The organism is Bacillus sp. A015 (assembly GCF_053851875.1).
In genome coordinates this window covers 84,336-106,314 of sequence record NZ_JBSPZB010000010.1, presented here as the reverse complement: position 1 = coordinate 106,314, position 21,979 = coordinate 84,336, and the positions used below count along the sequence as shown (strand labels likewise).

20 protein-coding genes and 1 tRNA gene are annotated in these 21,979 nt (G+C 41.5%); 17 read left to right on the top strand and 4 right to left on the bottom strand.

What is annotated here, in order from left to right; translation table 11 throughout:
- Position 1 precedes the first annotated feature (1 nt).
- Positions 2–1,624, top strand: a complete 1,623-nt coding sequence (locus ACSLGF_RS10780) for a SulP family inorganic anion transporter (protein ID WP_456005203.1) — start codon at positions 2–4, stop codon at positions 1,622–1,624.
- 30 nt (positions 1,625–1,654) lie between these two features.
- On the opposite strand, the gene ACSLGF_RS10775 is transcribed toward ACSLGF_RS10780, so the two are convergent.
- Positions 1,655–1,996 carry a MazG nucleotide pyrophosphohydrolase domain-containing protein gene (locus ACSLGF_RS10775; protein WP_456005200.1) on the bottom strand — a complete coding sequence of 114 codons (342 nt, stop codon included), beginning with the start codon at positions 1,994–1,996 and terminating at the stop codon, positions 1,655–1,657.
- A gap of 136 nt (positions 1,997–2,132) precedes the next feature.
- On the opposite strand from ACSLGF_RS10775, the gene ACSLGF_RS10770 reads away from it, so the two are divergent.
- Positions 2,133–2,711, top strand: coding sequence for an LOG family protein (locus ACSLGF_RS10770; RefSeq protein ID WP_456005197.1), 579 nt, complete (start codon positions 2,133–2,135; stop codon positions 2,709–2,711).
- 56 nt (positions 2,712–2,767) lie between these two features.
- Here ACSLGF_RS10770 and clpP read toward each other — a convergent pair whose 3' ends face one another.
- Positions 2,768–3,364, bottom strand: coding sequence for an ATP-dependent Clp endopeptidase proteolytic subunit ClpP (gene clpP / locus ACSLGF_RS10765; RefSeq protein WP_024719872.1), 597 nt, complete (start codon positions 3,362–3,364; stop codon positions 2,768–2,770).
- Between the two features lie 253 nt (positions 3,365–3,617).
- Between clpP and ACSLGF_RS10760 the strand changes: the two genes are divergently transcribed.
- From ACSLGF_RS10760 to abc-f, 9 genes are all read left to right on the top strand, one after another.
- Positions 3,618–3,693, top strand: a tRNA-Arg gene (locus tag ACSLGF_RS10760).
- A gap of 1,015 nt (positions 3,694–4,708) precedes the next feature.
- Positions 4,709–5,572, top strand: coding sequence for an aminoglycoside phosphotransferase family protein (locus tag ACSLGF_RS10755; protein ID WP_456005194.1), 864 nt, complete (start codon positions 4,709–4,711; stop codon positions 5,570–5,572).
- A gap of 657 nt (positions 5,573–6,229) precedes the next feature.
- Complete coding sequence (locus tag ACSLGF_RS10750; protein ID WP_456005191.1) at positions 6,230–7,399, top strand: macrolide family glycosyltransferase; 1,170 nt, start codon at positions 6,230–6,232, stop codon at positions 7,397–7,399.
- Positions 7,400–7,715: 316 nt separating this feature from the next.
- The gene (gene nikA, locus ACSLGF_RS10745) at positions 7,716–9,359 is read left to right on the top strand and encodes a nickel ABC transporter substrate-binding protein (RefSeq protein WP_456005189.1); all 1,644 of its coding nucleotides are present in this window, start codon (positions 7,716–7,718) and stop codon (positions 9,357–9,359) included.
- A gap of 15 nt (positions 9,360–9,374) precedes the next feature.
- Positions 9,375–10,304, top strand: coding sequence for a nickel/cobalt ABC transporter permease (opp1B, locus tag ACSLGF_RS10740; protein ID WP_456005187.1), 930 nt, complete (start codon positions 9,375–9,377; stop codon positions 10,302–10,304).
- A gap of 5 nt (positions 10,305–10,309) precedes the next feature.
- Positions 10,310–11,197 (top strand): nickel/cobalt ABC transporter permease, encoded by an 888-nt coding sequence (gene opp1C, locus ACSLGF_RS10735; RefSeq protein WP_456005185.1) that lies wholly within the window; start codon positions 10,310–10,312, stop codon positions 11,195–11,197.
- Positions 11,160–11,978, top strand: coding sequence for an ABC transporter ATP-binding protein (locus tag ACSLGF_RS10730; protein ID WP_456005183.1), 819 nt, complete (start codon positions 11,160–11,162; stop codon positions 11,976–11,978). Before opp1C ends, ACSLGF_RS10730 begins: the two co-directional genes overlap by 38 nt.
- Positions 11,972–12,742, top strand: a complete 771-nt coding sequence (locus ACSLGF_RS10725) for an ABC transporter ATP-binding protein (protein ID WP_456005181.1) — start codon at positions 11,972–11,974, stop codon at positions 12,740–12,742. The genes ACSLGF_RS10730 and ACSLGF_RS10725 overlap by 7 nt, the downstream gene beginning before the upstream one ends.
- A gap of 333 nt (positions 12,743–13,075) precedes the next feature.
- The gene (abc-f, locus tag ACSLGF_RS10720; RefSeq protein WP_456005259.1) at positions 13,076–14,635 is read left to right on the top strand and encodes a ribosomal protection-like ABC-F family protein; all 1,560 of its coding nucleotides are present in this window, start codon (positions 13,076–13,078) and stop codon (positions 14,633–14,635) included.
- Positions 14,636–14,651: 16 nt separating this feature from the next.
- On the opposite strand, the gene ACSLGF_RS10715 is transcribed toward abc-f, so the two are convergent.
- A complete protein-coding gene (locus ACSLGF_RS10715; RefSeq protein WP_456005178.1) occupies positions 14,652–16,061 on the bottom strand; it encodes a polysaccharide deacetylase family protein in 1,410 nt (469 codons plus the stop codon).
- A gap of 427 nt (positions 16,062–16,488) precedes the next feature.
- On the opposite strand from ACSLGF_RS10715, the gene ACSLGF_RS10710 reads away from it, so the two are divergent.
- The 4 genes from ACSLGF_RS10710 (at position 16,489) to ACSLGF_RS10695 (ending at position 19,709) form a co-directional block, all read left to right on the top strand.
- Positions 16,489–17,424, top strand: a complete 936-nt coding sequence (locus tag ACSLGF_RS10710; RefSeq protein ID WP_456005256.1) for a FecCD family ABC transporter permease — start codon at positions 16,489–16,491, stop codon at positions 17,422–17,424.
- Complete coding sequence (locus tag ACSLGF_RS10705) at positions 17,421–18,422, top strand: FecCD family ABC transporter permease (protein ID WP_456005176.1); 1,002 nt, start codon at positions 17,421–17,423, stop codon at positions 18,420–18,422. The genes ACSLGF_RS10710 and ACSLGF_RS10705 overlap by 4 nt, the downstream gene beginning before the upstream one ends.
- Before the next feature lie 18 nt (positions 18,423–18,440).
- Positions 18,441–19,340, top strand: coding sequence for an iron-hydroxamate ABC transporter substrate-binding protein (locus ACSLGF_RS10700; RefSeq protein WP_456005254.1), 900 nt, complete (start codon positions 18,441–18,443; stop codon positions 19,338–19,340).
- Positions 19,341–19,484: 144 nt separating this feature from the next.
- Entirely contained in the window at positions 19,485–19,709 is a 225-nt protein-coding gene (locus tag ACSLGF_RS10695; protein ID WP_335373289.1) for a phage holin, read from the top strand.
- An 88-nt stretch (positions 19,710–19,797) separates the two neighbouring features.
- On the opposite strand, the gene slrR is transcribed toward ACSLGF_RS10695, so the two are convergent.
- The gene (slrR, locus tag ACSLGF_RS10690; RefSeq protein WP_456005174.1) at positions 19,798–20,268 is read right to left on the bottom strand and encodes an HTH-type transcriptional regulator SlrR; all 471 of its coding nucleotides are present in this window, start codon (positions 20,266–20,268) and stop codon (positions 19,798–19,800) included.
- Positions 20,269–20,525: 257 nt separating this feature from the next.
- On the opposite strand from slrR, the gene ACSLGF_RS10685 reads away from it, so the two are divergent.
- Positions 20,526–21,257 (top strand): YveK family protein, encoded by a 732-nt coding sequence (locus ACSLGF_RS10685; protein WP_456005172.1) that lies wholly within the window; start codon positions 20,526–20,528, stop codon positions 21,255–21,257.
- Positions 21,247–21,930, top strand: coding sequence for a CpsD/CapB family tyrosine-protein kinase (locus ACSLGF_RS10680; protein ID WP_456005169.1), 684 nt, complete (start codon positions 21,247–21,249; stop codon positions 21,928–21,930). The genes ACSLGF_RS10685 and ACSLGF_RS10680 overlap by 11 nt, the downstream gene beginning before the upstream one ends.
- The last annotated feature ends 49 nt before the right edge of the window (positions 21,931–21,979 follow it).

Sequence of the window (21,979 nt, the reverse complement as noted above, 5' to 3'; positions counted from 1 at the left end):
CATGCGTTTTTATGGAAGATTTGAAGGTTATGATTCATCAAAATTTAGACGCGATTTAATCGCTGGGCTTGTCGTGGGCGTTGTGGCAATTCCTTTAGGCATGGCATTTGCCATTGCATCTGGTGTCGGACCAGAATATGGATTATACACAGTCATCGTTGCCGGCATTTTGATTTCATTGTTTGGTGGTTCAAAGTATCAGATCGGCGGGCCGACCGGGGCGTTTGTTCCGATTTTATTCGGGATTGTCAGCCAATACGGTATTGAAAACTTACTTATTGCCGGCTTTATGGCAGGCTGTTTGCTTGTATTGTTCGGAGTATTCAAACTAGGAAAGCTCATGAAATTTATTCCTCGTCCGGTTATCATCGGTTTTACTGCTGGTATTGCTGTCATTATTTTTTCAGGGCAGATTGCCAACTTCCTCGGATTAAAGGGTGTTGAAAAGCATGAAAGCTTTTTCCTCAATATGAGAGAAATCGTGGTCCATCTCGGCACCACAAATAGTCTCGCCATCATCACAGCCGTCATCGGGCTCATCGTGATTTTGGTGGCACAAAAATACATTCCCAAAATACCTGGTGCTCTATTAGGTCTATTGGCTTCAACATTTGTAGCCGTTCTCTTTTTCCAAGGACAAGTTGAAACAATCGGCTCTGCATATGGTGAAATCCCTCGCCAGCTGCCAAGCTTCGCTTTTCCTGAATTAACGATCGAAAAAATGATTTATCTGCTGCCTCCAGCCATTGTCATTGCGCTTTTAGGCGGTGTGGAGTCAATCTTGTCAGCAATGGTTGCTGATAATATGAAAGGCTCTAAGCATGACAGCAACAAGGAGCTTGTCGGGCAAGGAATCGCCAATATGGCGGCACCGCTTTTCGGAGGGATTCCAGCGACTGGAGCCATTGCACGTACAGCAACGAACATCAAAAATGGCGGAGCAAGTCCGATTTCAGGTGTTGTCCATGGCGTCGTTGTATTGCTCATCTTAATGCTCTTTGCACCATATGCATCCATGATACCACTTGCTGCCATGGCGCCGATTTTAATGTTTGTTGCTTGGAATATGAGTGAGAGAAAAGAGTTTATCCATATTGTGAAAGTGAAAAATGCGGATTCACTTGTACTTGTCGTGACCTTCCTGTTAACGGTCATCGGTGATTTGATTATTGGCGTCACCGCAGGTCTCATTTTAGCGTTTATCGCCTTTATCAAAAAAATGAGCCAGACGACCAACATTCATACAAATGTCGCTGTTCCCCAAATAGAAACGGCAACCACTTTAGAAAAACAGACAGACCAGAAAGATATCAGTATGTATTCCATTGAAGGACCACTGTTCTTCGGTACAACAGATTCATTAGAAAATTCGATTTTGGATCATGTTCAGACAAAGCCGAAAACGCTCATCCTGCTCATGAATAAAGTCAACTATATGGACACATCAGCAGAAGCGGTCCTGATGAATATCTCCAATCGTTTAAAGCATCATAATGGCAAACTGATGATTGTCGGACTTCAATCACAGCCAAAAGAGCTTTTGCATCGTACGGGTCTTTTTCATCAAATTGGAAAGCAGCATTTCTTTGAACGAACGGATGATATTTCACCACAGCAGCTATAAGGGTGTAAAAAAGAGCACGTGACGGTTTGGTCACGTGCTTTTTGCTTGTTCTATTTCAGTGGAAAAACGTTTTGTGAGTTTCTGTTGATGAGAGGCGAAAACCTCTTCTAATGTCACATCATAAAGATCAGCTAAAACGAGTAGATTCGCTAACACATCGCCCATTTCTTCGATAAGGTCTTGCTTTAACTCTAGTGTCTCTTGTATTTTTTCATCAGGCCGATCACGCCCAATCTCTACGGCTCTAACGGCACGAGCGAGTTCTCCCGTTTCTTCCATAAGAAAGCCCAACCGAATAAACGGCCCGTATTTTGTCCAATTTCTCATTTCGTAAAACTCCTTGATCCACTTCTCCATGTCAGTTGTTTGCATTTTCTTTATACAGCTCCTTATATGGTGTTCATTTTTTCATTTTACACTATATATAGATAATGTAGCTGTTTCTTTACAATCAACTATAGTAGAATGGGTAGGTGAAGAAATCATAGAGAGAGATGGAGCTGTTTTGATGAAAACGATTTGTGTGTTTGCTGGTTCGAATCCAGGTGTGAATGACATCTACAAACAAAAGGCTGTCGAGCTGGGTGCTTATATGGTAGAAAAGGGCATTTGTCTTGTATACGGCGGTTCACGAATTGGACTAATGGGTGCCATTGCAGATGAGGTATTGAAAAACGGCGGGCAAGTGATTGGGATCATGCCAAAAGGGCTTTTTAGAGGAGAGGTTGTGCATCAAGAGCTGACAGAGTTAATAGAGGTAAAAGGGATGCATGAACGAAAAGCGAAAATGAGCGAGCTGGCCGATGGATTTATTGCCATGCCGGGTGGCTTTGGTACATATGAAGAATTATTTGAGGTGCTATGCTGGGCACAAATCGGGATTCACCAAAAGCCAATTGGATTGTATCAAGTGAATGACTATTTCAAGCCGCTCATTGACATGGTGAAGTTCAGTGTACAGGAAGGTTTTTCAAATGAATCACACCTTCAATTGTTACATGCCTCCAGTGAGCCGGAAGAATTGATTTCACAGATGGCTTCTTATCAAACACCATCTCTTCAGCAGAAATGGACGGAGCTGTCTTAAAGCATTTGAACAACAAAAAACCGTCTGTTCGAAGGAGCAGACGGTTTGTTTTGTCATTATTTTTGTTCTTCTGAATTACGGGTCAAGACTTTGTCAATGAGTCCGTATTGAAGAGCTTCTTCCGCTGTTTTGAAGTTGTCACGATCTGTATCGCGCTCAATCACTTCAATTGGCTGACCAGTACGTTCAGCAAGTACTTGGTTCAGTTTATCGCGTAAAGAAAGGATTCGTTTAGCCGCAATTTCAATTTCTGTCGCTTGACCTTGGGCTCCGCCTAATGGTTGATGAATCATCACTTCACTGTTTGGAAGGGCATAACGCTTACCTTTTTCACCAGCAGCAAGCAGGAACGCACCCATTGATGCAGCCATACCAATACAAATAGTTGATACCTTTGGTTTAATAAATTGCATCGTATCGTAAATGGCCATACCAGCTGTGATAGAACCGCCAGGGCTGTTAATGTAGATAGAGATATCTTTCTCTGGATCTTCGGCTTCCAAGAAAAGAAGCTGTGACACGATGGAGTTGGCAACATTGTCATCGATCGCAGAACCAAGCATGATAATACGGTCTTTTAAAAGACGAGAATAAATGTCGTAAGCTCTTTCCCCACGATTTGTTTGTTCAATGACTGTAGGTATTAAATTCATAATGTTCCTCCTTCACCTTTTAGGTAAGTATGTAATTCAATGATACATTTTTGGTCAATAAAGGTCAAACAAAATGCTGACCTAAAATCAAATACCTCTATCCATTTTCCCCAAAATCCTTCCACTTCAAACCATCATATGAATATATGTATTTGAAAGAAGAAAATACATCGGCAGGTCTGATGATTAATCATTGCTTTCTTGCAGCATTTCCCTTATAATTTGATATGCTGACGTTCAAAAAACATATCGTGCGCTCGTAGCTCAGTTGGATAGAGCGGTGGTTTCCGGTACCACGTCTGCCGGGGGTTCGAATCCCTCCGAGCGCGTCTATAGTATCCGATAGGATTCGATTTATCATTTGTGAAAAAGCTGAAAACCCTTTGAAATAAAGGGTTTTCTTTGTTTTTTATGTGATTGAAATTACGTGAGTACACGTTAGAAAACGATATTATTTCATTTCATTTTGCACAAATTTTTCACTTGTGGCACTTTCAAGTAATAACATTTTTTGAAACAAATCCAAAGTGTTTTTAGTATCTTCTTCTCTAAGCTCCTTCACCACATGAGCATAATATCTAAGAGTGTTGTGTCAATGCTAGCATGTCCTAGCCTTTCTGAAACATAAGAAATAGATATTTTCTTGTAATGAAGTATACTGCATGGGTGTGTCTAAAACCATGAATTGTTCCAGGTTCAATTTTTAAGTCGTTCAAATGTTAATACTTTTTTAGGGTTTGTAGGACTAACAAAATAAGCTCATAAGGGTTTGGTGTTATTTCTTTGAAAAAATCTTTAAACAATTTCATTGTTTCAATATCCATTTTAATGACTCTGTTAGAAGGGTCATTTTTTGTGGGCTAAAAACCTTTTCCTGTCTTGTAGTCCCATGTTCGAAATGTTGTTTTCTTAATATCTAATTTCTTCAATAACTCCGCGGACTAAAGAGTGGGAAATAGCATATAGCCAAGAAGAGAAAATACTAAAAGAAATATTTAAAGATGAATTGGTTGATATTTTTCACATTTGGGTTTTAAAAAATATTTAATTAAACACCCAGATGATGCTAAAAGATATTGAGATTTAAAAATAAAATTAGCAAAACAGTTTCCTGAAAATCATTATAAGTATCAAACTGAAAAACAGAAATTTGTTAATGAATTGGGCAAATTCTTATTAAGTTAACGGGTGCAATAGTCCAGGAAGGCTTATCGCTTTTTTGTAGAAGTTATTGTATTAACGGAGAGTTTAGTTGCAGAAATGTTGTAATATAGATTTTGTTTAAAAAAGATGTGGCTTTTTAACAATAAAATGGAGATTGGTTATAAATAGGGGGGAAGTTTGATGTTAAATCGTGTCATTCAACAATTTGGATTGAAGGTACTATCAATTAATGAGGTTGAAGACTCTCATAGTTCAACAGTTTATAAATGTATTTTGTCTAATGGTGATAAAGTTTTTTTGAAAATTCCTTTTACAAGATTGAAGTATCAGCGAGAATTAGAAGCCTATGAAATTTTAAAAGGAAGTGTCTCTATTCCTGAAATGATGGATTATTGGACAGGTGATGAGGATTGTCCAGGTGCTTTTTTATTATCTGAATTAAAAGGGAAACCGTTAACATCTAATGCTACACCAACAATAGCGTTCCAAGTTGGGGTCCTTCAGGCTGAAATGCATTCTATTCGTCCTCTTTCTGAGCAAATGTTAACTTGTATAAAAAATGAATTTCCGAACTGGTCTCATTTTGTTGAACAGAAATTTTATAGTTTTGCTGAAGATGTAAAGGATATTTTGGATGAACAATTATACAAAAAAGCCATTGAAAAATTTGAAAAGATGAAACAACAACTTCCGTCTCCAGATGGACCAAGCTTTGTACATATGGATTTTCGTCCAGCAAATATAATTGTTGATAATGATAAAGTTTCAGGAATAATAGATTTTGAAAGCGTAAGATTTGGTTCAACAGAAGTCGATTTTACCAAACTGTATCGTGATTTTTTAAGTTATGATGTTAGCTTGTATAATGCATACCAAGAAGGCTATAACAGTATCAGACCATTAATTGACCTGGAGAATGTGTTACCTTTTTATCGATTTACAGATGCATTCAATAGTATTGGATGGTCTAAACGCCGAGGAATTGAAAAAAATGCTTTGTTTTTAGAAGAAAATTTGTCAAGATTGAAAAAATGGTTACTATAATATAAGTTGATTTCTCTCTACATCAGAATATTAAATAATATATCGTGGTATGTGAAGGAATGTACTTAAATTAACGGGTGCTATAATTTAATAAGCACCTAATATGAAAAGACTTTTATTGTAAACATAGCAGTAGAATATATTAACAAAATGTATTCAACTAACATCTATCGTGTTGGTTCAAGTAATATCATTCTCAGTCTTTTAATATACATTTTTATCCAAATGAAAATTCCCAAAACGTTGATATAAATGGATTTAGGTGGATTCAATATACGTGAAATTGATAAGTATATTTCTCAAAACGAGAAGTGAGATTTTAAAAGGGTTTTTTAAATATTTAATGTTGATAAGACTGATTTAAAGTGGACATAGAAATATTCTTTGCACAAGATAATTTTAAAATGTTGTTACAACAGTAAATAAAGACATAAATTATACGTTGTGAAAAACAGTCTGCTGCATTCAAAAAAATGCTGCTCAAATCATAAGTTCAAAAAGACAAAGCACTTAATAGGAGGCTTTGTCTTTTGTTCTTGTATCCTTTTAAAATACTGGCCATAAGACTCATTTCTTCCCTTTTTAGGCGTATTTGTTGAGGTTGCTGGCTGTATATGATTAACATGGAAGGGAATTGACAATGAGGAGGGATTTCTTGTGGCGAAGATTTTATTGATTACGTTCCCAGCTGAAGGACATGTGAACCCCATGTTAGGGATCATAAAAGCATTGACGGATCGAGGTGATGAAGTTCATGCGGTCACAACTGAACATTATCAGGAACGAATCAAACGCTTAGGCGCTCACGTACATATACATCCAGACTATATTCGCACATTAAGTGTGGAAGAAGACGATTTAGATTCCATGCAGCCATTCTTTCATGCAATGCTGCAAACGTCATTAGATATTTTAGAGGTGGTGGAAACACTTTCTCAGCAGCATTCATTTGATTTGGTCTATTTCGAAATGTTTGGGGCAGGCGAGCTTGTCCGAGATTACTTGCAGATTCCAGGGATCGGTTCGAACCCTTCTTTTGTGCTGCAAGAGGCGCATTTTGATACACCTCTATATAGAAAGGATGAGAAGGCCGCTCATCTGTTAGAAGAAATAAATGAACGTTTTGGGGTACAGCCGAAGCGTTTGATGCAATTCATGAAAAACCGCGGAGAACTGAATATGGTGTATACAAGCGAATATTTTCAGCCGTCTGTCGATGCATTAAACGATTCGTTTGTCTTCATTGGACCGAGCTTTCTAAAACGAGCAGATCAGCACCCATTCCCGCTGGAAGCACTTGAGCAAGAAAAAGTCGTCTTTATTTCGATGGGTACAGTTCTTGGGGATACAGAAGCATTTTTTAATATGTGTATTGATGCTTTTGCAGACTTTGATGGAAAAGTGGTCATCGCAACAGGAGAAAAAATTGATAGGTCTCTCTTAAAAGAGGCGCCTTCTCATTTTCTGATCGAGCCTTATGTACCGCAGCTTGAAGTGCTCGAACTGACAGATGTGTTTGTGACACACGGCGGAATGAACAGTGTCAATGAAGGCATTCATTATCACGTTCCGATGGTGGTCATTCCGATCGACAAAGATCAGCCGATGGTGGCACAAAGGCTGACGGAATTATCCGCTGCTCGGACGCTTGATAAAGACCAGCTGACGACAAAGCAGCTAAGAGATGCCGTGGAGACTGTTCTGGAAAGTGACACGTACCGTGCCGGGATTGAAAAAATTGAAGAAAGCTTCCAAACAGCAGGTGGAACAGAAAAAGCATTACGTGTGATCGATCAATTTATGCAGGCGAAACAGACTCAATCATGAGCCTCAGCGTGTAGACAAACCCTCGCATTCTGTGTCAGTCCTGCGTGCCGGTGCTCACGAATGTCAAATTCGCTCCGCGCCGGTACTCGCCCTTCCTAGACTTCAAAGGTTTTCTATCACGCTGAAAGGAAGACAAAGGACTAAAATAAAGATCATTTTAGCCCTTTGTCAACAATCTGACAGACTCAATCATGAGTCTGTTTTTTTGATGAAAAAAGAATTGTATTTCCCATTTCTGTATGCTAATATTCAATTCGTAATCATTTCGATTAAAAATCGGAATGATTACGAAAATATCAAATTGGGGGAAGTACATATGAATGATCAAGCTGTTTACATAAAGAAGAAATATGAGAAAAAGCATCCCTATGTGACATATACCTTGATGCTGTTTTCAGTCATGGCTTGTTTTTTATTGGCATCATGCTCTGAAAATAAGGCATCTTCCAGCTTACATGACCGAGAAGAAGATGAGCTAGTGTATGCAAGTACAAAAGATATAAGGGACATTAATCCCCATCTATATGGCGGAGAGATGGCCGCTCAAAATATGGTATTTGAATCGCTTGTCGTCAATACAGACAAAGGAGTTCAACCAGCCCTAGCTAAAAGCTGGGACATTTCAAAAGATGGAAAGACCTACACCTTTCATCTTCGAAAAGACGTGACTTTTTCAGATGGTGAGCGGTTTAATGCGAAGGCAGTGAAAGTGAATATTGATGCAGTTGTCAAAAATATTGAAAAGAACGCTTGGCTCAATCTCGTATCAGAAATCAAATCCACAAAGGCTGTAGATGAACATACATTTGTTCTCACGTTGAAAGAACCTTATTACCCAACGTTAGAAGAGCTAGGCTTAACTCGCCCATTCCGTTTTATTTCTCCAAAAAGCTTCGTTGATGGGACCACAGCAAAAGGAGTCAAAGAGTATGCAGGGACAGGTCCTTATGTGTTAAAGGAACATAAAAAAAATCAATATGCCGTGTTTGAAGTAAATGATCACTATTGGGGGAAAAAGCCCAAGATTTCAACAGTGAAGTGGAAGGTCATGCCGGATCATCAAACGATTTTACTTGCGCTCCAAAAAGGAGAGATTGATCTCTTATTTGGAGCAGATGGTGACATGATCGACGGAGACTCATTTCAGGCATTAAAGGAAGCGGGTCAATACGGTGTGACCGTGAGTCCTCCTGTTGGTTCAAGATCTATTGTGATCAACTCCAATCAACCCGTCACAAAAGATCCAAAAGTAAGAGAAGCATTTCAATACGCCATTCAAAAAGAAATGATTACAGAAGGGATTTTAAATGGAACGGAACAAGTAGCACACACGCTGCTTGCCTCGTCAGTCCCTTATGCAGATATCCCGCTTAAAAAGAAAACCTATCAAAAAAAGAAAGCAGAGGCATTACTGGATGAGGCAGGCTGGAAGCTAAAAGAAGACGGCTATCGCTATCAAAAAGACAAACCACTAAGCGTGACCATTTATTATAATTCGGATAATGCAGGCGAAAGAACGATTAGTGAATCGATTCAACATGACTTCAAGCAGGTTGGGATCAAGCTGGATATTAGAGGAGAAGAAAAACAGGCATTTTTAGATCGTCAAAAAACAGGAAAGTTTGATCTGATGTACTCTCTATCGTGGGGACTTCCTTATGATCCACAAACCTACGTCTCTTCATTCCGTGTTGCATCTCATGCTGATTATCAAGCCCAATTAGGCTTGAAAAAGAAAAAGTGGCTAGATGAGACAATTACGAAGGTATTGGTGGAAGCAGATGAGCAAAAGAGAAAACAAATGTACCGAGAAATTTTGACGTATATTCATGATGAAAATGTCTACATCCCAATCTCTTACTCTGTGACAAAGGCCGTTTATAATAAGCGCCTTAAAGGTGTAGGTTTTCATGTATCACAGTATGAAATTCCCTTTGACCGATTGTATTTTTCGTCTTAAACCGGAGGCGGGGACATGACACACTATATCTTAAAACGAATATTGCTGCTTTTCCCACTCATTGTCTTCATCACCTTCTTTGCGTTTGTGTTACTTACGATGCGGGCAAGTGATCCAGCTGAGGTCGCTTTGCGTGTGAATCAAGTGACTCCAACAGAAGAAATGATTGAATCGATGCGACAAGAGCTAGGCTTAGATCAACCATTTTTCATACGCTATGCCACATGGCTTAAAGATGGATTAACAGGTGATTTTGGCAACAGCTATGTCACACAGGAGCCGGTTTTTGATCTCATTATGGAGGCGCTGCCTGCCACATTGAAGCTTGCAGGAGCAGCGCTCTTTTTCATCATTGTGTTGAGTTTGTTATTCGGAATGGTATGTGCGTATGCGGCTCATACCTGGGTGGACCGAATACTGAGAGCCTTTGTGTTTATCACAGCTTCAATGCCTAGTTTTTGGTTGGGGATTTTGTTTATTTGGCTTTTTTCTGTCAAATTCAACTGGGTCAATACGAGTGGAATGGAAGGTTTCAAATCTATTCTTCTACCAGCTATCATACTATCACTTGGCTACTTATCGACCTATGTGAGACTGATTCGAAATCAAATCCTAAAGTTTCAGCACGAGCCATTTGTTTTTTATGCAAGAGCCCGTGGTTTAAAGGAACGTACTATTCAATTGAAAGTCATGAGACATGCGCTTCAACTAGCGGTGACAGCACTTGGCATGTCTATTCCAAAGCTCATTGCTGGAACCGTCATTATTGAAAATCTTTTTGCTTGGCCAGGGGTTGGACGGTTGTGTGTGACGGCTATTTTCCACGCCGATTTCCCGATTATTCAAGCCTATTTGTTTGTGATGGGGTTCCTGTTTGTTGTGTGCAACCTCATCGCTGATGTTATGCAAATGATCATGAACCCGCAGTTAAGAAAGGAGGGCTGAGAACGATGATAGGGTGGAATCAATTAAGAAAAGACCGTATGGCCATTCTTTCTATCTGGTTATTAGCACTTGTCGCATTAGCTGGACTGTTTGCACCAGTGTTAGCACCACATGACCCGACAGATACGAACATTCTTCAAAAATATGCCGGCGTCAGTCTTACTTATCCGCTCGGAACGGATCAGCTGGGGAGGTGTGTATTGTCGCGGCTTTTATATGGCATTCGCACAACGATGCTTGCGGCCATGCTGACGATGTGTATCACGATGCTTATTGGCACCACACTTGGACTCATAGCCGGCTTTTTTCGAGGAAAGGTTGATGGAGTTTTGATGAGGCTGTGTGATGTCATGCTGTCCTTTCCAGCAGAGGTGATGATCCTGGCCATTGTGGGAATATTGGGACCTGGACTTTTCAATATTATTTTGGCCAATGTCCTTGCGAAATGGGCCTGGTATACAAGAATGATTCGTTCGTCTGTCCTGCAATATGCGAATGAGCCATCTGTTCAGTTTGCAAAAGTGTCTGGTGGTTCCCCCTTTTACATACTGAGGAGACATCTATTCCCTCGCATCTCAGGAGAAATCGCTGTCTTTGCTACACTTGATGCGGGCTGGGTGATCTTAAATATATCCGCTCTGTCTTTTCTTGGGTTAGGTGTGAGTGCACCTACACCGGAATGGGGCATGATGCTAAACGAGGCGAAGAATGTCATGGTGACACACCCAGCTCATATGCTCGCGCCTGGACTTGCCATCTTATTCGTGGTCATGGCGCTGAACTTTTTAGGAGATAGTCTGCAGCAGGCCGCGAACCCTGCTATGCATCATATCAACAAAAAAGGGGGGAAACCATTTGCCTTTCATCGACGTAAAAAATCTGTCCGTACATGATCCAGTACAGCAAAAGAATTTGGTGGCGAATATCACGTTTTCATTACAACAACAACGCTGTTTAGCCGTTATTGGAGAAAGTGGAAGCGGAAAATCAACCGTCGCAAAAGCGTTAATTGGCCTGATACCCCCTTTGCTAGAGGTGGGAGGAGCGATCATGTTTGACGGTGAGAAATTGACAAGTCAGGCGGCAGAGCAGTGGCGAGGAAAACGAATTGGCTTCATCTCACAGGATGCCATGAATGCGTTCAATCCCATCGAAACCATTGGTCATCAAATGATGGAAACGTTTCAGCGGCATTTGAGCATACGCGGGAAAGAAGGAAAAGCCCAAGCCATCGCTGGACTGGAGCGTGTCCATTTAAGAAATCCACATCAATTGATGAAAAAATATCCTCATGAGCTGTCTGGCGGCATGCTGCAGCGTGTCATGATTGCGATCACGATGATGCTTTCTCCTGACGTAATCATTGCGGATGAGCCAACTGCGTCGCTTGATGCATACAATCGGCGTGAGGTCATCATGGAATTACAGAGGCTGAAAGAAGAAACAGGTGCTGCCTTGATCATCATTTCGCATGATTTAGGCGTCGTTCAGGCGATCGCTGACGAGTTGATGGTGATGCATCAAGGAGTGATGCTTGAGCATCGCGCAGCTGAGAAGATATTCACATCACCCGAGCATCCCCAAACAAAGCATTTACTAGAGACGAGACTTCGCTTATCTGCCCCCCTTGAAGCACTTAGACAGCAGAAGAGAGTGAGGGTGTTCCCATGTTGATCACAGCCAATCAATTACTCAAACATGGAGAGGCAAAAGGCTTTTTCTCTCATCAAAAGGAATCAAAAGCACGAATATCAAACGTATCGTTTCAAATCGAAAAAGGACAATGTATCGGGTTAGTCGGTGAGAGTGGAAGTGGTAAAAGCACATTAGCACGTATCCTGCTCGGTTTAGAAAAGTTAGATGGTGGAGAGGTATTGATTGATGGGAGGCCAGCTCACATATGGAGGAAGAAGAATCGGGGGAAAATGAGTGTTGTCTTTCAGGATTATCTATCTTCTGTCCATCCATCCTTTACGGTGAAAGAAATCATTGCTGAACCCATGCGATTGTTAAAGCATGAAAAGAATATGGATCAGAAAGTATTGTCATTGCTTGATCAAGTCAGGCTTCCCTCGTCTTTGCTGAATCATTATGCTCATCAGCTAAGCGGGGGGCAGCTCCAGCGGGTTTGCATAGCAAGAGCCATATCCACGAATCCTGCAATTCTCATATTAGATGAAGTCCTTAGCTCACTTGATGTTTCTGTTCAGGTACAAATATTGGAGCTGCTTGAGACATTAAAACAAGAATTAGACATGACCACCCTGATGATTACGCATGATGTAGAGGCAGCGGTGTATCTATGTGACAGGCTCCTTTTTTTACATGAAGGGTTACTTGTGGAAGAATGTACAAATGACCAGCTGTTTGAAGCGACCCATCCATTTACGCTCAAGCTGCTGGACTCACTCATGCCTTTTCAGCTTGACAAAAAATAACCAATCTTTTATCGTATACGTAACAAACGACGGAAGGGTGACCCAATGCAATGAAGTACTAATCCTATGACCTGTAAGCAAAATGAAAGAACGAAGGCAGTGAGCAAACGACATGTGTTGCCATGTTTGCTGCGTTTTCATTTTTTAGCTTCGGAATAGGATGGTACAGCTTGGGAATCAAAGAATGAGGGGATTGATACGGGGATGTGTGTGTTCATTCGATGAACAGCACGTCATTCTGTATCAATACGCTTATTTTTGTACACCATTTTGCCTCCTATTCTGAGAATGGGAGGCTTTTTCATGTCTCCTGATACGAAAGGAGAGGGTTGGATGTTACTCAAAGCCAATCAGTTAAAGGTATTTCGAAAGGATCGGTTGTTATTTGATATTGAGGAGCTTGCCATCCATCAAGGCGATCGCATTGGTCTAGTGGGGGCAAATGGCAGTGGGAAAACGACTTTATTGCATGTGCTGGCAGGTCAAGAAAAACCAGACAGTGGAACGTTTGCTGCCACAACGACCTGTACTTTGCTTCCACAGCTGAAAACAGCTGATGGCAGACAGAGTGGTGGAGAGATGACCCAGACTTATATTGAAAGGGCCTTAAGCCGTCCGTCTGCCCTTTTATTAGCAGATGAACCGACGACTCATTTAGATACAGAGCACATTGAGTGGCTGGAAGAGAAGCTGCGTGATGATCAAGGTGCCCTCATTGTCGTTTCACATGATCGTGCTTTTTTAGATGCGCTATGTACAGAAATTTGGGAGCTGGATGATGGGGTGCTTAAGCAATACAAGGGCAGCTACACGCATTTTGCACAGCAAAAAGAGCTGGCGCATCGTCAGCAGGTGGAAGCCTACGAGGCTTATACACAAAAGAAAAAGCAGTTAGAGCATGCGCTGCAAAAGAAAATGAAAAAAGCGGACAAAGCCACAAAGCCATCACAGAAGCTGAAATCCTCAGGGCCCAAAATTGCAAAGCCCTACTATGCATATAAGCAAAAAAAGCTTCAAAAAACAGCCAAATCCATTGAAACAAGAATGGAGAAATTAGAAAAGGTTGAGAAAGTAAAGGACGTCCAGCCCATTCAAATGACTCAGCATACGATGAAAGAAGTAGCAAGCCGAACCATCCTGCGTGTGAAAAATGTAGATGGCAAGGCGGGTGATAAAGTTCTTTGGAAGCAGGCGAATGTGGAAGTGAGAGGCGGAGACAAAGTCGCCATCATCGGAAAGAACGGGAGCGGCAAAACGACATTTCTCCGAATGCTAGTGAATGGACATCCCGGTGTTTCTCGTTCAGAAGCTGTCAAATTAGGCTATTTTAGTCAGGATCTTTCAGGGCTGAAGGTAGATGAATCGATTTTACAAAATGTGCTTAGAGAGGCTGTTCAAGATGAGACAGTGGTTCGAACGGTTTTAGCGAGACTTGGGTTTCGGGGAGATGATGTGTATAAGCTTGCTAGCGTGTTAAGCGGGGGAGAAAGAGTGAAGACCATGCTTGCATCATTACTCGTCAGTGATGCCAATGTCCTCATGCTGGATGAACCGACGAACTTTTTAGATCTTGCGGCAGTAGAAGCGCTTGAAGGTCTATTGAAGGATTACCCAGGTACAGTTGTGTTTGTCTCCCACGACCGCAGACTCAATGAGGAGGTTGCCACTCGTATTCTGCATGTTCACGAAGAACGCATTGAAGGGTTTGATGGCACATATAAAGAGTATAGGCAAAAGGAAGAAAAACCATCTGTTACAAAGAGAGAAGAGGAGCTTCTGTTGATTGATATGCAGCTGTCTGAAGTGCTCAGTCGCTTAAGTATAGAGCCTTCTCAGGAGCGGGAAGAGACATTTCAAGCATTATTGAAAAGAAAGAAGTCTTTGGAGTCATAAAAAGAAACCCCTGTGTTTACTGCACAGGGGCCTGTTCATTTCGTTCCTTTTTTAATTGTTCTAGTTCACTAACTGTGACAAGCTGGTAGCCTTGTTTGGTGAGCTCATGTATGATTTTCACTGCTGCTCGAGCTGAGCTTTCATAAATATCGTGCATTAATACCGTTCTGCCATCTGCTGCATGTGAGAGAACGTGGCTTGTGATCTGCTGGCTGTTGCGAATTTTCCAATCCTCAGGATCAACATCCCACAAAGAAACTTTCATATCAACCGCTTGATTGATGTCTTGATTTGTTCCTCCATATGGCGGTCTAAAGTGTGTAGGTGTATAACCGCTAGCTTTCTTAATCAGCTGCTGCGTGTCCTTTACCTGTTTCACCGCTTGCTTTAGAGGCAGTCTTGTTAATAAAGGATGGTTGTAAGAATGGTTTCCAATCTCATTCCCGCCTTTTAAAATGTCGGCAAGCATTCCAGGATAGTACTGAACCCTGCTGCCTAATACGAAAAAGGTGGCGTGTCCTTTATTTTCCTTCAGCGCATCTAAGATTTTTGTCGTTGTTGCGGGATTCGGACCATCATCAAATGTGAGTGCGATGGCTTTTTTGTTCGGATCAAGCTTTGATTTCTGTGGCAGCTTGACGGCTTTTCTTTTAGGGTTCGGTTCTTTGATTTCATTCTGATTTTTGGTCTTATTCATATATTCTGGCTTCAAGATATCTTTCAGCAAAGTCTTTTTGATCGCGAGCGTTTGCGGACCAAGATCCTCTGCGGCTACTTGAGAAGCTGGGAAATAGAATTCTACATATTTCTCTTTCAAGGCAAATTGACTGAAGTTTTGAGCAGTAGGGGCTGTTCCTTTCTGAAGGAGAGAGTGATCCTTAGCCAAGGTTTTGTCCTTTCGAAGCTCCGTGTATGTAATATAGGATAATTTCTTTAAATAATTGGTTTTAGGCAGAAATAAATCTTTTGTGTCAAGAAAGGTTTTTTTCTGAAAATCAAAATTGATCGTTAGATGATTAGTGGTCCCATTTTGCTGACCTGTATAGGTATAGGTTGTAAAGTGAATGGCAGCGGATTGTTTCGCATAATGCACCATGTCATAATCAATATTCAGTTCAAAGCGTTTATTTTCATCGATATCTTTTGCTTCACTGAATGTCTTTTTGAAATGCTCTAATGCTGAATTTGTATAGCTTTGAATCTTGTCATCTAGCTCTTTTTGGTGAAAAAGAGGATAGTTGACTGCATATCTCATAAATTTCCCGTCATTTACGAGAGTGACTATTTCGACATTTTTATAGTTCGTATCCTGCTTCACATTTTTCTTCTCTCTACCGCTAGCTTGTTGGTTTTGAAAGAAAGCAACTGCTCCAATGACGATCGCAAGCGCAAATAGGATGATACTCCATTTTCTCTTTACTGACACAACTTTCAAATCTCCTCTCATGACGGGTCATTCTTTATCAGTTTGACATCTGTTTGTAATATTTTTATAACATTTGACTTACTTTTGTAATTTTAGGTGATTTTCATGCGGAATGTCAACTATTTTCCTATTAAAATATCGGAAAAAATGATAGGTCTTTCAGAACGAAAAAAAGAAGAGGAAAAGAATCATCTCATCTTGTTGTCTCACACATACCTTCAATAATTAAAAAATGGGGTGTACATTGATTTTTCAGAGGCTGGCGGCTATAATTTTAATGATTATGATTCTCATTTTCAAATTGACTTTAATGAAGAAAAGGATGACACCGATTTTGCACGATAAGCAAACACCTCAACAAAAACGATCATCACGTATTCTGTTCTTTTTGATATTTTTTCTCGCAGTCATTGGTTTGCTTACTGCTATGTTTTTTGCTGTTTCATACGGTGCAAAAACATTGTCTCTGCAAACGGTTTGGACAGCTGTATTTGACTACCAGTCAGATGTAACAGAGCAGCAGATCATCCATGAATTAAGACTTCCGCGTGTTCTAGGGGCAGCCCTTGTTGGAGCGGCCTTTGCTGTAGCGGGTGCTCTCATGCAGGGCATCACAAGAAATCCGCTGGCAGATGCGGGGATTTTGGGCATTAATGGCGGTGCGATGTTTGTTGTCGCTCTCTGTTTTGCTTTTTTCCCAGGCATGCCTTATTCAGCACTCATGTTTTTTTCTTTTATCGGTGCTGTACTGAGTACGCTGCTCATCTTTGCCATTGGGGCAGCTGGTGGTGTATTGACACCGCTGCGCCTGACCGTTGCGGGAGCAGTTGTTGCCGCGTTGCTTCATGCGCTCAGCTCTGGAATCGCCATTTATTTTGATTTAAGTCAGGATCTGGCTTTTTGGTATGCAGGCGGTGTGGCTGGTGTGAAATGGCCGCAGCTGACGATTCTCGCCCCGGTCATTCTGATTGTGATCGTATGGGCGATGCTATTAGGGCGTTCACTGTCGTTACTATCGCTCGGTGAAGATGTAGCGGCGAATTTAGGGGTGAAAACACGACAAGTGCGAATACTAGGAATGGCAGCTGCTGTTTTATTAGCAGGGGTTTCTGTATCAGCAGTTGGGTCCATTGGGTTTGTCGGGCTCGTCATCCCGCATATTGCACGCAGGCTGGTTGGTGTAAACTATCGTTTCGTCATTCCGATGTCAGCGATTTTAGGCGCTATGCTGCTTGTCTTCGCTGATCTTGCCAGCCGCACAGTGAATCCGCCAAGAGAGCTTGCCATTGGCGTGATGGTGGCACTTGTCGGTGTTCCTTTCTTCTTATATATTGCTAGAAAAGAAGGGAGGAACCTGTCATGAAGGAGAAACAGCGTGCTCTTGTTGTGACAGTCGTCTTGCTTTGTCTGAGTGCTGCTGTGATGCTGTATAGTTTAAATACCGGCACGCTGAAACTCAGTCCCATCGTTGTCGTCAAAACCTTATTTGGCTTTGGGGATTTCCAAAGCGAAACGGTACTGTTTGACTATCGTCTGCCACGAATTGTGGTGACCATTCTAGCGGGAATTGGTCTTGGCATCGCGGGCGGCATTTTGCAGAGTTTATCTCGTAATCCACTGGCCGATCCTGGGATTATTGGACTGAATGCAGGGGCAGCATTTGGCTTAATTATTTTTGTGACGTATTTCCACGCACTTGAAGGCAATCCATCTCTTCTTATTCCGCTCTTTACATTTGGTGGTGGACTGCTTGCGGCAGCGGTCATCGTGCTCCTTGCGTATGACCGGCATGAAGGGCTTGTTCCCATCCGGCTGATCCTAGTAGGAATCGCGGTTGCGGCGGGATTTAGTGCATTGACCTTATATTTGTCATTGAAGCTTGATGAAGATACATACACGTTTGCTTCAAGATGGCTTGTGGGCAATGTATGGGGGAGAGACTGGATTCATGTGTTAGCGCTTCTGCCTTGGATTGTATGCCTTGTGCCGCTTACGCTTATGCAGTCAAGCACGCTTAATGCATTAACATTAGGAGATGCTGTCGCCTCAAGTGTAGGTGTACGTGTCCAGCGTAAACGCCTCTTTTTGCTTACCTTAGCTGTTGGCCTGGCTAGTGCAAGTGTTTCGATGACAGGCGGAATTGGCTTTATTGGCCTCGTCGCCCCGCATTTGGCCAGGCGGCTTGTCGGGTCACTGCATCAGTATTTTTTACCGGTTAGTGCGCTGCTTGGCTTGGTGATTTTGGTCAGCGCTGATACAGTCGGACGTTCCATATTTGCTCCAAATGCCATACCAGCGGGTGTGGTTGTGGCCTTTATCGGAGCCCCTTATTTTCTCTATTTACTGACAAAAACGAAATAAAAAATGAAAGAGGAACCCATCATGAAAAAATTACTTGTGTTTGGTTTAACGATCTGTTTCTTGCTTCTTGCCGCTTGCGGTCAACAGGAAACAAAAAATACGACAAATCAAAATGATCATGGAACACCTAAGGTTGCTTCCTTGTCTATTCATTTAACAAATAACTTACTAGCACTCGGTATCAAGCCCGCCGGCTCTGTCGTAGGAGGAGGCTTAAAAGATTTCCTTCCACATGCGAAAAAGCAGCTGAGCCATACGAAGAAGCTCGGCATTGCAGCAGATCCAGATATGGAGTCACTGCTTGCTTTAAAACCAGATGTCATTTATGTCGATGAAGAACTAGCTGGACAAGACTTATCGAAATACAAGAAAATTGCCAAGACCGAAGTGTTTAATTTAAATGATGGCACGTGGCGGGATCATTTGAAAAAAATCGGCAAGCTCGTCAATAAAGAAAAAGAAGCCGATCAATATATCAAGGATTACAATCAAGAAGCAAAAGAAGTGAAATCACTCATCCAACATAAGATTGGAAACGGAAAAGTAATGGCGATCCGTGTGACAGCAAAGGAGCTTCGAGTATTTAGCATGAAGCGTCCAATGGGTCCTATTTTATACGAAGATTTAGGTCTCACACCTGTCGATGGTGTGAAAAAGCTGGACAGCAAAAGACCATTCGAAGTGATTTCTCAAGAGGTTCTTCCTGACTATGATGCAGATGCTATTTTTGTCGTCGTCAACCGTGATGATAAAGCGCAGCAGGCATTCAAACAGTTAGAACAGACACCGATCTGGAAAGGCCTAAAAGCCGTGAAGAAAAACCAAGTATATCCGATTGCTGATCAGCCATGGCTTGATTACTCAGCACTAGGCAATAAAATGGCATTGGATGAAGCAAAAGAGATGTTTTCTAAATAAAAAGCACATGAATCAAGGCATCATTCCGCACATAGGAATGATGTCTCTTTTTTTGATTCGTTCTTCTATTCATTCGCTTTTTGCATACATATGAGAGGGAACGAGCAGTAACGCCCGCGTGAAGGGGAAAGGGAGGGTATACAGTTGGAAGTTCAAAAAATTAGTGCAGGTACGATTGCAAGGCTTGTGTTGCTTTTGTTGGCGCTTGTTAACAGTGCTCTAACCGCTGCGGGAAAAAGCCCAATTCCTATTGATGAAGAAGGTATTCAGCAATTCATCACCTTAGCTTTTCTTGGGATTACATCACTATGGGCCTATTGGAAAAACAATGATATTACGAAAAAAGCACGAACAAAAAAAGAAGAATAAGAGAAAAAAGAGCCTTTTCATGATAAAAGGCTCTTTTTCATCGAAGCGTCAAACGCCTCTCCCCGCAATTTGATTCTTCCTGAAAGGCTTACGACCGGCGTTCTCCCATGTTGGTGAGGAATGCTTTCACTTCCTCAATGCTTAAGCCAATCGCTTTCGCTTCACTCATAAGACGCTTCCACTCTGACATATTCGAATCGGTCAGCTTTCTATGGGTGACATGTAACGTCTTTTCTTCCTGCTCCTTTCGGTAGGTTTGGAGCAGCTGATATAATCCTTCTTTAGGCATGCCGGATTGGACGGCATTGACTATATGCTCCCGCCATTCCTGTTCACCCCCCTCAGAGTAATGAAACATCATCGTCTCTGCATCAAACAGCTCTTGTAAATCAATTTCTAGTGAAGAGGATACCTTTTTTAAAAACTGGACAGATGGATTCCGATGGACACCACGCTCAATTTTACTCAAATACGACTTAGAAACATGGGCATCTTCAGCCAGCTGCTGAATCGAGTATCCTTTCCTCTTTCGGTAAATGCGTATCACCTTGCCTATCATTCGATAAATGATCTCCCTTCTCCCTTGCGAATAGTTCTGCGACCTTTTCGTTCATTATAAGAAATAAATTGTTCTTTATAAAATTCAAAAACGTAAGAAACAGGAAGTAAACAAAAGAAAACGAACGATTTTGTTCTTTAAAAAGAACTATAAGACCTATTATGACATTTTTCTTTGCGGGTATTATCTTTTATAATCCAATCATTAACAAAAAGAAACCATATATAACCTTTTTATGATGAAATCGGGAGGTATCTATGAATGAGAATATAGGTTTTAAGCAGCTGTTTTCTGTCATTAAAGAGAAAATGGCCCTTCTGATCCTGATTGTCCTGATCGTAACGGGCATTTCGGCCTACTATCAGTTCTATGTCTCGACTCCTGTATATCAGGCAACCACTCAAATTCTTGTTCATAAACGCAGCAATGACGCACAAGCGAATTTAAACGATATTCAGATGAACCTTCAATATACACGTACCTTTCAAGTCCTATTAAAAAGTCCGGTCGTCATTGAAAAAGTAAAAGAAACGCTCAATCTCACAGAATCAGCTGAAGGATTAAAACACAAAATTGCCACAAGTACAGAAAATGAGTCTGAGGTCATAAATATTTCTGTACAAGATGAGGATCGCGCGAAGGCAGTAGCGATTGCTAATACCGCAACAGAGGTGCTGCAAGAAGAAATCAAAAAAACCATGAATATGGATCGCATTAATGTTTTGTCTGAAGCCAAGCTGTCCAACACGATTCTTATGAATTCAAGGAAATTCGTTCATATCGTTCTGGCACTAGGCGCCTCTTTATTAGGAGGAATTACACTCATTTTCTTAATGAATCTACTCGATGATACTGTAAAACGAACACATCAAATAAGAGAAGAGATCGGATTGCCGTCGCTCGGCAGTGTCTATCAGATGCAAGCAGACAGGAGGGCAAAAAAAGACAAGCAGTCCGTCATAACGGGAGGACAGAACATTGATCTTTAAGAGGAAGAAAAGAGAAAAGAGAGATTTATCCTGTATTTCTGTATTAAATCCTCACTCTGTCATTGCGGAACAATTTCGTACGATCCGAACGAACATCGAATTCACATCGATCCAAACAAGGCTGAAGTCCATATTGGTGACATCCTCCTTGCCGAAGGAAGGGAAATCATTTGCGGCTGCAAACTTAGCAGCTGTTTTTGCACAGCAGAAAAAGCGGGTCCTGCTCATGGATGCTGATTTGCGAAAGCCGGCCGTTCATGAATATTTTGACCTGAGTCATCACACGGGTTTAACCAACGTGCTATTAAATAACTGCAGTTTGGAGGAAGCCATTTTACCTACACCGATTGAGCATTTAGAGCTGCTTCCGAGCGGAACCATTCCGCCGAACCCAGCTGAGCTGCTCTCCTCTTCTGTGATGAAGCAGCTATTTTATGAGATTGAACAGCAATATGACATGGTGATCGTTGATTCCGCACCGCTTCTGCCTGTTGCCGATGCGAAGATCCTGGCGAACCGTACGGATGGAAGCATTCTCGTTGTATTAAGCGGCAAAACAAAGATTGCCGCCGTAAAGAAGTCAAAAGAAGTATTAGAAGGAACAACAGGCAAACTGCTTGGGGCTATGCTAAATGGAAAGAAAGAGAAAAAGGGCAGGCTGTATATGTATTAAAAAGATTGATAGGTGATGTCTCCTGATCTTTAACAACGGAGGCACTCGA

Coding starts and splice junctions, on each gene's coding strand:
- ACSLGF_RS10780 (WP_456005203.1), top strand. CDS start 2: ATGCGTTTTTATGGAAGATTTGAAGGTTATGATTCATCAAAATTTAGA.
- ACSLGF_RS10775 (WP_456005200.1), bottom strand. CDS start 1,996: ATGCAAACAACTGACATGGAGAAGTGGATCAAGGAGTTTTACGAAATG.
- ACSLGF_RS10770 (WP_456005197.1), top strand. CDS start 2,133: ATGAAAACGATTTGTGTGTTTGCTGGTTCGAATCCAGGTGTGAATGAC.
- clpP (WP_024719872.1), bottom strand. CDS start 3,364: ATGAATTTAATACCTACAGTCATTGAACAAACAAATCGTGGGGAAAGA.
- ACSLGF_RS10755 (WP_456005194.1), top strand. CDS start 4,709: ATGTTAAATCGTGTCATTCAACAATTTGGATTGAAGGTACTATCAATT.
- nikA (WP_456005189.1), top strand. CDS start 7,716: ATGAATGATCAAGCTGTTTACATAAAGAAGAAATATGAGAAAAAGCAT.
- opp1B (WP_456005187.1), top strand. CDS start 9,375: ATGACACACTATATCTTAAAACGAATATTGCTGCTTTTCCCACTCATT.
- opp1C (WP_456005185.1), top strand. CDS start 10,310: ATGATAGGGTGGAATCAATTAAGAAAAGACCGTATGGCCATTCTTTCT.
- ACSLGF_RS10725 (WP_456005181.1), top strand. CDS start 11,972: ATGTTGATCACAGCCAATCAATTACTCAAACATGGAGAGGCAAAAGGC.
- abc-f (WP_456005259.1), top strand. CDS start 13,076: ATGTTACTCAAAGCCAATCAGTTAAAGGTATTTCGAAAGGATCGGTTG.
- ACSLGF_RS10710 (WP_456005256.1), top strand. CDS start 16,489: ATGTTTTTTGCTGTTTCATACGGTGCAAAAACATTGTCTCTGCAAACG.
- ACSLGF_RS10705 (WP_456005176.1), top strand. CDS start 17,421: ATGAAGGAGAAACAGCGTGCTCTTGTTGTGACAGTCGTCTTGCTTTGT.
- slrR (WP_456005174.1), bottom strand. CDS start 20,268: ATGATAGGCAAGGTGATACGCATTTACCGAAAGAGGAAAGGATACTCG.
- ACSLGF_RS10685 (WP_456005172.1), top strand. CDS start 20,526: ATGAATGAGAATATAGGTTTTAAGCAGCTGTTTTCTGTCATTAAAGAG.